We start from the raw sequence: 11,560 nt of genomic DNA on the forward strand, positions 1-11,560 counted from the left end.
CTGAACGATTGGTCCCCGGACCGACGCTTACGCCCCGGCGCGATCGCAAAAAGTGATCTAGATCACTGTCGTCCGTATGAGTCGTCCTCCAGCGGTTCCGGGTTCAATAACGCCGAACTCGGACCGAAGTTGGATGAAGGCGCGGCGAGGCTCTGGACGGGGTGAGTGGCGGGACCGTACAACCGCACAGGTTGAATGATCCGAAGGTGCACGCTGATGCTCCGGTCGCGACTTGCTGGAATGGTGCTGGCCGCAGCCTGCTGGCTTGGGGCGACGTCGGCGCAGGCGGCAGTCCGCCTGATCGACGTGTCGGCGGATCCGAGCGGGCCCGCGCTCAAGGGCATGGTGTGGACACCTTGCGCGGCGCCGCCCTCCGAAGTCGTGCTAAGCGGGGGCGTGTCCCTGCCGGGGGTGAGGGACTGTCCGGTTGCCGGCAGCAGGCTGCCGCTGATCGTGGTGACGCATGGACGGCGCGGCTCGGTTTTCGGCCACATCGACACTGCGGCCGCATTGGCCGATGCCGGCTTCGTGGTCGCCGCCATCAATCATCCGGGCGACACCGCGCGCGACAGCAGCCGCACCGACGATTTCTCCGTGCTGATCGAACGCCCCGCCGACATGAAGCGGCTCACCGACTTCATGCTTGGTGCCTGGCAGGAGGCGGCGATTTTGGACCCGCAGCGGATCGGCTTGTTCGGGTTTTCGCGGGGCGCCTATACCGGTCTCGTCGTCATCGGCGGCAATCCTGATTTTGGCGCTCTGGCCCCGCTCTGCGACAAGGCGGACACCACAAGTTCGAAATGCAGGGATATCCACGAGGGCCGCGTGCCGACCGCGCCGGTGGCCCACGATCCCCGTGTCAGGGCTGCAGTACTAGCGGATCCGCCGCTCTTCGAGGGCCTGTTCAGCCGCGAGCGCCTTGCCGACGTGACGATCCCGATACTGTTGTGGCGTTCAGCGCTCGGTGGCGACGGTGTCGCACCCGAAGCCGTCGACGCGCTGGTGCCGTTGCTGCCCGCGCGGCCCGACTACCGGATCGTTCCGAACTCCGCGCACTTCTCCTTCATCGCTCCGTGTCCGCCAAAACTCGCCGAAGCCGCGCCGATCCTGTGCACCGATCCGCCAGGGTTCGATCGCGTTGCGTTTCACAAAGAGTTCAATGACGCGGCCGTGGCCTTTTTCCGCACCCACCTGAAGTGACGGCAGGCGCGGACCGGAGGTATCGCCTAGCTAGGACGTGTACTCACGAAAGCGATGTCGGCTTGTGAAGCCCGAGCGGAAATCTTCTGATCGGCTGGAGCATTACCGCTGGTGACCCATAACCGACTTTGAATTTACAGCGCTCGAATGTCCGTTACTGGCGCTTTCGGATCTGTGCGTCGGGTAATGCTGGCCCCACTTTGCCGCCGAGCGAAATCGACGAACGCCTTGAACCCGGCGGTCGGGTTGCGTCGGCTCGGATAGTAGAGGCTCAACGGCGACCGAATGGGCGTCCAATCCTCGAGCACGGGCACAAGGCGACCTGCCTCGATGTCGTCTCGCACGTCGGACTCCATCGCCAGGGTGAGACCGACGGAAGCGAGGGCCGCGGTGCGCGCGAGGCTCGCTTCGTCGAGGGTGATGGGACCCTCGACGTCGATATGGACCGATTGTCCGTCCTTCTCGAACGGCCAGCGGTAGATTGCACCATCGGGAAGCCGGACGCGGAGACAGGAATGCTCGGCGAGATCCTGGGGGATCAGGGGCGTCCCGTGCGACTTCAAATAGCTCGGTGTTCCCACCACAACACTGCGCCGCGCGACCCCCAATGGGAGTGCGATCATGTCGACTGGCACAAGATCTGAGCTACGGACGCCGAGGTCAAAGCCGCCCGCGACAATGTCCACTAGGCGCCCCTCTGTGACGATGTCGATGTGAACCTGAGGGTGCGTTCGGAGAAACGGTAGGACAAGCCACGAGAAGATTTCCCGCGCCGCTGTCGGAAACGCATTGATGCGCAGTGTGCCCGAAGGCGTGGCTTGTTGAGAGCGCGCAACCTCCATCGCCTCATGAATGTCCTGCACGGCAGGAGCGACTTGTGCGACGAACCGCTGACCTGCCTCTGTCAAGGAGACGCTTCGCGTCGTCCGGTTGAAGAGCCGGACGCCGAGCGTGCGCTCCAGCTTTCCGACCGCGTTGCTGAGCGCGGTCGTTGAAACCCCGAGCTCAAGCGCAGCCGTGCGAAACTTGCCCCGGCGGGCGACCATGAGCACTGCGTCCAATTCGTTCAGGCTGCTCTGCAACATTGTTCCGATTTTCGTGATGACACATCCCGAATTGTCCCGATTATCGCGCCAGATGTCCATCGCTATCTTCGCTGGCAACCGAACTTGCAGCCGCCGCGGCTGCGAGCGCAGCAAGCAGGACAAGAACAATGACGCTCGAACTTCCATCCCCGATCGCCGCGTATGTGGCCGCGAACGCCCGTCTCGATGTTGACGGCATGCTGACACCCTTCGCAGCCGACGCCATCCTTCGCGATAACGGCGCCGTTCTTCGGGGGCACGCCGAAATAAAGCATTTGCTTGAAGAGGCGGTGGTCGGGGCGAAGGCGATTTTCACGCCGGACACCGTCCGGCACGAAGACGGCCAGGTCGTCGTCGAAGGTCCCGGCCATGGCGACTTCAAGGGCAGCCCGATCCGCTTCACCTACCGCTTCACGCTAGAAGACGACGCCATCGAGGCCCTGGAGATCACGGCATGACCATCAAGGCTGATCCGACCGAGTTCGCGGGCAAGCGCGTGCTCATCAGCGGTGGCACCAAAGGTCTGGGCCGTGCCACCGTCGACCGCTTCCGCGCCGGCGGGGCCCGGGTGATCACTTCCGCCCGCGGAACCCTGGAGCCCATCGATGGCGTCGAGTTTGTCCAGGCGGACCTGACGACGGCCGAGGGCGGGGAAAGCTTGGCCAAGGCGGCGCTCGAGCGTCTGGGCGGGGTCGACATCCTGGCCCATGTGATCGGCGGTTCGTCCACGCCGGGCGGCGGCTTTGTGGCCCTGACGGACGACCACTGGCTCTCCGAACTAAACCTGAACCTGCTGGCCACGGTCCGCCTCGACCGCCTCCTGATTCCGCAGATGATCGAACGCGGCGCGGGCGCGGTGGTGCACGTCACCTCCATCCAGTCGGTCCTGCCTCTGCCGAGGCGACTACCGCCTACGCCGCTGCCAAGGCCGCGCTCAGAACCTACAGCAAGTCGATCTCCAAGGAGCTGGGACCGAAGAGCGTGCGGGTCAACGTCGTCTCCCCCGGCTGGATCATGACCGAGTCCTCCGTCGACCTGCTGAGGCGCATTCAGGCCGCCAATGGCGGTACGATCGAGCAGGCGCGGCAAGTCGTCCTCGACAGTCTGGGCGGGATTTCCATCGGGCGTGCGGCCGAACCTTATCAGGTCGCCGACGTCATCGCCTACTTGGCCTCGGATCGCGCCGCCTCGATCCACGGCTCTGAGTTTGTTATCGACGGCGGCACCGTCCCGACCGTCTGATCAAAGGGATTCGTTCACGCTTGGCCGAGTTGGCCTAACGTGAACAGACGCATGCCATGGCCTGATTGTCCCAACTTTGCTCTCCGACCTTAGAACGGATGTCCGCTGCTGGACCCTTCTGAGACATGCCGTGACGACCGCTCCTGTGCCGCTGTTGAGGAATGAGCGGACATCAAGAGCGCTCAAACTAAGCGCCTTATTTATGAGTACACGCCCTAATCGAACCAGGCGGCGTAGATCTTCTTGTAGCTGCCGTCTTCCATGGAGATATGCAGCCACTGGTCGACGAAGGCCTTGAACACCATGTCGCGCTGGAGCCAGTAGGCCTTCTCGGAGAAGTCGAACGGTTTTTCCGGATGCACCGCGCAGAGCACGCCTGAATGCTGCTTCTGCTGGTAGCGGGTCTCGGAGGCGTCGGTCATCATCAAATCGGCATTGCCCTTGGCGATCTCGTCGAAGATCACGGTGTTGTCGGCGAAGACGGTGATCTCGGCATCCTTGATGTTGGCGCGGGCGAAGCGCTCATTGGTGCCGCCGGGATTGACGATGACGCGGGTGCCCTTCTTGTCGATGTCGGCGATGCTCTGGTACTTGCCGACGTCCGCGCAGCGCGTGATCGGCGTCTTGCCCTCGCGCATGATCGGCATCGTGAAGTAGCCCTTCTTCTGCCGGTCGAGCGTGACCGAGACGCCGCCCATGGCGATGTCGAACTGGTCGGCCTCGAAATCCTTCATCAGCTTTGGCCAGGCCGTGGCGACGTACTCGACCTTGACGCCGAGCGCCTTGCCGAGCGCCTCGGCCATGTCGACGTCGAAGCCGGAGAACTGCTGGGTGGTCTTGTCCAGATAGGTAAAGGGCTTGTAGTCGCCGGTCATGCCGACGCGCAGCGTGCCGCGCTTCATGATCTCGTCGAGGCGCGAGGGCACCGCCTGCTGCGCGTGAGCCGAAAGGTTTGCCAGCGCCATCACGGCCAAAGCCGCCAGGATTCGAACAGTCATTCGAACGATCATGTCTTTTCCACCCATGCCCGAGCTGTCATTGTGCAGCTCGTCAGGGTGGATTTAGACCAGATGCCAGCCGCTGGCGAGACGGAATTGAAGGGAATTGTGACGTGACGATCTCGATGTACGAGGCCTCGGTCGGCCTCTTCGTGCCTTACCTGCGCAACCTGTCCGTCCTGCTCGACAAGGGCGTCGCCTATGCCGAGAAGCGCAAATTCGACCCGGCTGTTCTGCTCGGCATGCGGCTGGCGCCGAACATGTACGATCTCGCGCAGCAGGTGGGCGAGGCCTGCCGCCACGCCACGGTCACCTCAGCCTTGCTGGCAGGCCGCGAGCCGCTCGCGCTGCCGGTGCTGGAGCACGACATGGCCGGCCTCCAAGCGCGGATTGCGACGTCGCTCGAATTCATCGAGAGCCTGCCGCGCGCCGAGATCGACGCGGCCGCTGAACTGAAGGTCGTCTGGAGGCTGAAGGACGGGACCGGACTGCCCTATACCGGGCGGACGCTGCTGCTCGTCAACTGCATCCCGCAGTTCTTCTTTCACGTCACGACCGCGTACGACCTGTTGCGGCACGCGGGCGTCGAGCTTGTGAAGAAGGACTTTCTGGGCAGGAAGTAGAGCATGATCCGACAAGGGATCATGCTCAGAATTCGGGCTGCTTACGCTTCGCCCTTGCGCTCGTAGTCGGCGAGCGAACTGCGGCCGGCGATCTCGCTGCGCAGCAGCTCGAAGCGCCGATGTGCCTCGTCCTCGTGCTCGTCGACGAAATGCACGGCGGCTTCGCTCGTCATGGGGCCGCTGACCACGGGAGCGGACTGCTCGCCGATGGTCTCGTGGACGTAGTACTGGCCGTCGTCGCCGCGATGGACTGTCCATTTCAGGCGGATCGCAACCATCGGACCGGGGCCGACCTTGCTGTAGCCGTCGGCGTCGGTGTGGTCAGGCACCAGCGGCTGCTCGTCGATCACCGGATGCTCGTCATGCTGGTCGACCGGGTCATGCTCGTCGACCATGTGATGTTCTTCGACGACGTGATGTTCTTCGTCGGCCGGATGTTCACCGACGACCACGATCTCGGTCTCGCGAATGATCTCGGTTTCGCGAACGACGAGGGCCGGCTCGGGATGCTCCAGAATGCTCGCGATGGTCGCCAGCGCGGTGTCGGTCGGGTCGATCTCTGACAAGGGTCCATCCTCCAACTCGACGCGGCCGGCTAGTCTGTCCCACTGCCGCCGCGGCCGCATATATTACGCGGATTTGATTAAGGCTGAGTTGGGGCCCGATCTGCACCAAAATGGGACGCTTTCTGGCGTTCCGAAGGCGCGCGGACCAGGCATCATCCGGAAAAGTACGCAGCGGTTCTCCGAAAAAGTCATGCTCAAACAATAAGCTAAAGCGCGATAAGGATTCATCGCGCTCTAGCCGTCCGTCCTTCGGTTTTTCAGCCCAGCACGTCCTGATTGATGATGTTCTGGCGGATGGGATCGCCGTCCAGCACACTCAGGATGTTGCGCGCGGTCTGCTCGCTCATGCGGCTCACGGCCTCGACGGTCACGCCGGCGACGTGCGGGGCCATGATGACGTTGGGCAGCGCGAACAGCGCGTTGCTGACCGGCGGCGGCTCGACCTCGAACACGTCGATGCCGGCGCCGGCGAGCTTGCCTGAGGTCAGCGCATCGTACAGCGCGGCTTCCTTCACGATGCCGCCGCGTGCGGTGTTGATGAGGTAGGATTTCGGCTTCATCCGGCCGATCCGCGCCGCATCGAACAGGCCGACGGTCTCGGGCGTCTTCGGGCAGTGGATGGTGACGAAATCGGCGTTGGGCAGCGCGGCGTCGAGGTCAGTGACCGGCTCGCAGCCGGCGGCCTTGATGTCGCCGGCCGGCTTGTAGGGATCGTAGACCTGCACGTTCATTTCCATCGCCAGGCAGCGCTTGGCGGTGCGGCTGCCGATACGGCCGAAGCCGATGATCAGCACGGTCTTGCCGTAGAGGTCGAACGGCAGCATGCCGAGCCGGTTGGCCCATTGGCCGTCCTTGACGCAGGCGTGCATCTCGTTGGCGCGCTTGGCCAGATTCAGCATCATGAACAGCGCCTGCTCGGCAACGGACGGCGAGTTCGCGCTGCCCGCGACCATCAGCGGCACCTTGCGGCGGGAGAGGGCGGGCACGTCGACGGCGTCGTAGCCGACGCCGATGCGGGTCACCACCTTCATGTCCCTGGACGCCTCGAGCTCGGTCTCGCCGAACGCGGTGGCGCCGAGCGCGACGCCGTGGACCGGCGCATGACTCTTCAGCAGGGCCTCGAAATCCTTGGCCGAGATCAGGTTCGGAAACTCGATGAGCTCGATATCGTCCCGCTGGGTGAGGAGGGCGCGTGCCCCTTGCGACAAAGTTTGTGTAACGAAAATCTTCTTCTTGTTGGTCGCCATCGCTCCCTGCCTGCTTGCGTTTCTTGAGCCGGCGTCACAGCACGACGCCGGTCTCCTCGTTTAGCAGGTGCATATTGTTGAGGTCCATCGCCAAACGCATGGGAGCCCCGTCCTTGGCGCCGGCATTGGGATCGACTCGGCCGCAGACCGGCGTGCCCTCGAGCCCGAAATACACCAGCGTCTCCATCCCCATCGGCTCGGTGACATCGAGCACGGTGTCGAAGGTCTCGACCCCCGGCCCCAGATGGGCATGCGACTCGGTGAGGTGCTCGGGCCGGAGGCCGAGCAGCAGTCTGTCGGTGCGCGGCAGCGCGTTGTAGCGCGCGGCGCGAGCAGGCGGCAGTGTAAAAGCGATGCGGTCGGTGAGGCGGATCTGAAGTGCGCCGCCGACGTCCTCCAGCCGGCACGGAATGAAATTCATGGCGGGCGAGCCGATGAAGCCCGCGACGAAGCGTGTCGCCGGCTTGTGGTAGAGCTCGTTCGGCGTGCCGATTTGCTCGATGCGACCCTTGTTCATGACAACCACGCGGTCGGCGAGCGTCATCGCCTCGACCTGGTCGTGGGTGACGTAGACCGTGGTGGTGCGCACCTTCTGGTGCACCTTCTTGATCTCGATCCGCATCTGCACGCGCAGCTTGGCGTCGAGATTGGACAGCGGCTCGTCGAACAGGAAGACCTTCGGATTGCGCACGATGGCGCGGCCCATCGCGACGCGCTGGCGCTGGCCGCCGGAGAGCTGCTTCGGCTTGCGGTCGATCAAATCGGTGATGTCGAGCAGGCGGGCGGCCTCCGTCACCCGCGCCTTGATCTCGGCCTTGGGATAGTGCTTCAGCCGCAGCCCGAACGACATGTTCTCGGCGACCGTCATGTGCGGGTAGAGCGCGTAGTTCTGGAACACCATTGCGATGTCGCGGTCCTTCGGCGGCACGTCGTTGACGACGTCGCCGCCGATCATGATGTCGCCGTCGCTGATATCCTCGAGGCCCGCGATCATGCGCAGCGTGGTCGACTTGCCGCAGCCGGAGGGCCCGACCAGCACGATGAACTCATGGTCGGCGATATCCAGGTCGATGCCGCGAACTGCTTCGACATCGTCGTAACGCTTGATCACCTTCCGCAGGGAAACGTCAGCCATTTAACCTGAACCTCTCGGTATCAACCCTTTGTCGCGCCGGCGGTCAGGCCGGCAATGTAGTAGTCCATCAGGAAGGCATAGATGACCAACGGCGGCGCCGCGCCGAGCAGCGCGCCGGTCATGATCTGTCCCCAGTTGAAGACGTCGCCCTTGATCAGCGTCGTCGTGATGCCGACCGGCAGCACCAGCTGGTCCACCGACGTCGTGAACACCAGGGGATAGAGGAACTGGGCCCAGGACACCGTGAAGGCGAAGATCGTCGCCGCGATCAGCCCTGGCAGGGCCACCGGAATGAAGATCCGCAGCAGGGTCTGCAGCCAGGAGGCGCCGTCGATGATCGCGGCCTCGTCGAGTTCCTTCGGGATCGAGGCGAAATAGCCGATCATGATCCAGGTGCAGAACGGCACCGTCAGGGTCGGATAGATGAATACCAGCACATACCAGCGGTTCAATAGCGTAATGCCGGTAAACTCCTGGATCACCGCAAGCATCTTGAACAGCGGAATGAACAGCAGGCTGTCCGGAACCAAATAGGTGAGGAAGACGCCGGTGGCGAGCGTCGCCGAGCCCCAGAACTTCATCCGCGCCAGCGCGAACGCCGCGGGGATGCTGATCAGCATGGTGACCATCACGACCACGATCGAGATGATCGAAGAGTTCCAGAAAAAGCGCAGGAACTGGTTCGAGGTCAGCAGCTCGACGTAGTTCGATAGCGTCGGGTGAAACACCCACCACGGATTGGTCGCCGCCGAAATCTCCGCGCTGCTCTTGAGCGAGGTGATCAGCATGTAGACCGGCGGCGTCAGGAAGAAGATCGCGAACAGCACCAGGAAGAAGTAGGACCAGCGCAGCGCCCAGACGCGATCCCGGCTCATGCTGCCGTACTTGACCTTGCGGCTCGGTCCGGCCTTGTCGATCGTGAGTGTGCTCATCAGGCTTCGTTCCCGCGTTTAGAGACGTCGCGCAGGATGAAGATCGCCGCGACGGCGAGGATCGGCACCATGAACAGCGAGACGCAGGCGCCGAGCGGGATGTCGCTGCTCTGGATGCCGACCTGGAACGCCCAGGTGGCGAACAGGTGAGTCGTATCCAGCGGCCCGCCCGCGGTCAGGATGCGCACGATGTCGAAATTGGCGAAGGTGACGATCAGCGAGAACAGCGTGGTGATGGCGATGATGTTGCGCATCATCGGCAGCGTGACGTACCAGATTTTCTGCCACCAATTGGCCCCGTCGATCGCGGCCGCTTCATAGAGCTGGTCGGGAACCGATTTGAGTGCGGCCAGATACATGATCAGGAAGAACGGCGCGCCGTACCAGACATTGACGAGGATGACGGAGAAGCGCGCCCAGGAGGTCTCACCGAGCCAGGGGATCGGACCGACGCCGAAGAAGGAGAGCGTGTAGTTGAAGGCGCTGTAGGAGGGATCGAACAGCCAGAGCCAGGCCAGCGTGCTCATCGCCGGCGGAATCACCCAGGGCACCAGCAGCATGCCGCGCCATTTGCGCTGCTTCTTGCCGGGAATGTTGTGGACGAAATGCGCGACGATGAAGCCGATCAGCGCCTTGAAGATCACCGCCGTGACGGCGAAGATGCAGGACTGCTTCACCACCATCCAGAACGTCTCGCGCTTGAACAGGAAGGTGAAATTGCCGAGGCCGACGAATTTCGTCATCGCCTTGTTCAGCGTCGCCAGATAGAGCGAATAGAAGGCGGGATAGAGCACCAGCAGCACGATCACGAGGATCAGGGGCAGCGTCAGGAAGAACGCCACCGTCGATTTCCGGCCCAGCAGATTGCGCAGGCCCGCAGCTTTTCGCGGGTGCGCGGAACTGGCGAGGCGACCTTGCTCAACGACGACATCGGCCATTGGATCAGACTTTCTCGGGCAGACATTCCGACGGAAGGTTCAACGGCGAAGCCGGCGACGGGTCGGCTTCGTTGTCATGCGACGGACTGGAGCCGCGCCTTGGCGGCTCATGCCCGTGAGCATGAACCGCCATGGCACACACCCGCCTCAGGTCCGCATGAAGCCCTCGCACTCGCCCTCGGCCCAGGCGAGCGTATCTTCCATCTTCTCGCCTTGAGCGTAGCGGAGCACCATCTTGGTCAGCGTCGCCTGATTGTAGATCTGCTCCGCAATCTTTGGCGGCGCCGGCGCGGCCGCAATCGACAACGTCTGATGATTGTAGGGGTTCGGATAGTGATAGAGAGTGCCCTTCGGGGGCCCTTCCTCGGCCCAAGTCTTCAGTGTTGTCATATTTGCGTACGCCGGCAGATCGTAGCCGCCGCTCGCCTGAACAAACTTTTCGATCGAGGATGGCTGCGACAGGTGGCTAAGCAGGCTCTTGGCTGCTTCCTTGTTCTTGGAGAATTTCCAGATGCTCCAGAAGAACGGCTGGAAAGGCGCAAAGCGGCCCTTTGGACCGGAGGGCATGCCGTGCGTCCAGCACTGCTCGGCGACCTGCGGTGCGTCGCGCTTGGCCACCGCCCAGGCGCTGGGCGGGTTCATGATCAGCGCGCCTCGGCCGGAAATCAGCCATTTGTTGTTCGAGGCGTCATCCCACGAGGGTGCATCCGGCGGCAGGAAGGCGATCAGCTTCTTGTAGTACTCGAGAGCCTGGCGAACCGCGTCGGTCTTCACGGTCAGCTCGCCCTTGGCATTGACGAGCTCGGCACCGAACGACTGGAAGATCGCGCCCGCGGTGTCGATGTTGTCCGGGGTCGTGCCAAGGCCGATGCCGAAGGCGAAGCCGCCCTTTTGGCAGGCTTCGGCCGCCTTGAGGAATGTATCCATCGTCCAGTTGTCGGCCTTGGGCGGTGAACCGGCCGGATACATTTCCTGTACATCGATATTCGCGTATTTCTTCATCAGATCGATACGCGAGCAGGGACCTTTGATCTGACTGCCAGCGGTCCCGGGCACGGCGAGCCATTTGCTGCCGGACTGACCGAGATACTTGACCGTGCCGTTCACCTCGCCGTTCTGCCTGATGACCGGCTCCATGACGTCATTGACCGGTTCAAGCAAATCGTCATAGGCGTGCGGTTGCCAGCCGATCTGAGACGACAGGATATCGTGACCGGATTTTGCCTGCGCTTCGGCGGCCATCGTCAGGAGGAGCTTGTTGCCCTGGCTGGTGATGTAGTCGATGGAAACTTCGACCTTCTCCTTCGCAGCCCATTCATTGACGAGAGCGGTGGAGGCCTTGTTGGCGTCGGGCACCCAGTGGTCCCAGAAGCCGATCGAGAGTTTGCCGGCGGCGTAAGCGCCTCGGACATAGGGCGCCGCGATCAGCGCCGTGGAGGACATTGCAGTGGCAGCTACAAATTGACGTCGCGTCAGTGTCTTGCGTGACATCTCGTTTCCTCACCTTGGTGTGTTTTATTGTTCTGTCATTTCCTCTTGCATTCCTGAGTTTCGTTTTTGATTTTCTTGTTGGCGTTTCTTCCCGGACGTTTCT

At 62.8% G+C, this 11,560-nt stretch carries 11 protein-coding genes and 1 pseudogene; 4 read left to right on the top strand and 8 right to left on the bottom strand.

The features are described from left to right. Nucleotides 1-240: 240 nt before the first annotated feature. The gene (locus RAD16_RS03965; protein ID WP_458156943.1) at nt 241-1,200 is read left to right on the top strand and encodes an alpha/beta hydrolase family protein; all 960 of its coding nucleotides are present in this window, start codon (nt 241-243) and stop codon (nt 1,198-1,200) included. Between the two features lie 134 nt (nt 1,201-1,334). Here RAD16_RS03965 and RAD16_RS03970 read toward each other — a convergent pair whose 3' ends face one another. Continuing rightward, nucleotides 1,335-2,285 carry a LysR family transcriptional regulator gene (locus tag RAD16_RS03970; RefSeq protein WP_458156944.1) on the bottom strand — a complete coding sequence of 317 codons (951 nt, stop codon included), beginning with the start codon at nt 2,283-2,285 and terminating at the stop codon, nt 1,335-1,337. Between the two features lie 128 nt (nt 2,286-2,413). Between RAD16_RS03970 and RAD16_RS03975 the strand changes: the two genes are divergently transcribed. Next, entirely contained in the window at nt 2,414-2,743 is a 330-nt protein-coding gene (locus RAD16_RS03975; RefSeq protein ID WP_458156572.1) for a nuclear transport factor 2 family protein, read from the top strand. After that, nucleotides 2,740-3,527 (top strand): annotated as a pseudogene (locus tag RAD16_RS03980) (SDR family oxidoreductase). The gene RAD16_RS03975 and the pseudogene RAD16_RS03980 overlap by 4 nt, the downstream one beginning before the upstream one ends. A gap of 215 nt (nt 3,528-3,742) precedes the next feature. Here the strand turns inward: RAD16_RS03980 and RAD16_RS03985 are convergent. Then, nucleotides 3,743-4,525: a transporter substrate-binding domain-containing protein gene (locus RAD16_RS03985; protein ID WP_458156573.1), complete on the bottom strand. Its 783-nt coding sequence runs from the start codon at nt 4,523-4,525 to the stop codon at nt 3,743-3,745. A 125-nt stretch (nt 4,526-4,650) separates the two neighbouring features. Between RAD16_RS03985 and RAD16_RS03990 the strand changes: the two genes are divergently transcribed. Continuing rightward, nucleotides 4,651-5,148: a DUF1993 domain-containing protein gene (locus RAD16_RS03990; RefSeq protein WP_458156945.1), complete on the top strand. Its 498-nt coding sequence runs from the start codon at nt 4,651-4,653 to the stop codon at nt 5,146-5,148. Between the two features lie 41 nt (nt 5,149-5,189). Here the strand turns inward: RAD16_RS03990 and RAD16_RS03995 are convergent, their stop codons facing one another. From RAD16_RS03995 to RAD16_RS04020, 6 genes are all read right to left on the bottom strand, one after another. Beyond that, nucleotides 5,190-5,714, bottom strand: a complete 525-nt coding sequence (locus tag RAD16_RS03995; protein ID WP_458156574.1) for a hypothetical protein — start codon at nt 5,712-5,714, stop codon at nt 5,190-5,192. A gap of 257 nt (nt 5,715-5,971) precedes the next feature. After that, on the bottom strand, nt 5,972-6,961 hold the full coding sequence (locus RAD16_RS04000) for a hydroxyacid dehydrogenase (protein WP_458156575.1): 990 nt from the start codon (nt 6,959-6,961) through the stop codon (nt 5,972-5,974). Nucleotides 6,962-6,995: 34 nt separating this feature from the next. Further along, on the bottom strand, nt 6,996-8,096 hold the full coding sequence (locus RAD16_RS04005) for an ABC transporter ATP-binding protein (protein WP_458156576.1): 1,101 nt from the start codon (nt 8,094-8,096) through the stop codon (nt 6,996-6,998). Between the two features lie 20 nt (nt 8,097-8,116). Next, entirely contained in the window at nt 8,117-9,028 is a 912-nt protein-coding gene (locus tag RAD16_RS04010) for a carbohydrate ABC transporter permease (protein ID WP_458156577.1), read from the bottom strand. Next, nucleotides 9,028-9,966, bottom strand: a complete 939-nt coding sequence (locus RAD16_RS04015; protein ID WP_458156578.1) for a carbohydrate ABC transporter permease — start codon at nt 9,964-9,966, stop codon at nt 9,028-9,030. The genes RAD16_RS04010 and RAD16_RS04015 overlap by 1 nt, the downstream gene beginning before the upstream one ends. 147 nt (nt 9,967-10,113) lie before the next feature. Then, nucleotides 10,114-11,457 (bottom strand): ABC transporter substrate-binding protein, encoded by a 1,344-nt coding sequence (locus RAD16_RS04020; RefSeq protein ID WP_458156579.1) that lies wholly within the window; start codon nt 11,455-11,457, stop codon nt 10,114-10,116. Nucleotides 11,458-11,560: the final 103 nt, after the last annotated feature.

The organism is Bradyrhizobium sp. 18BD, assembly GCF_054185225.1.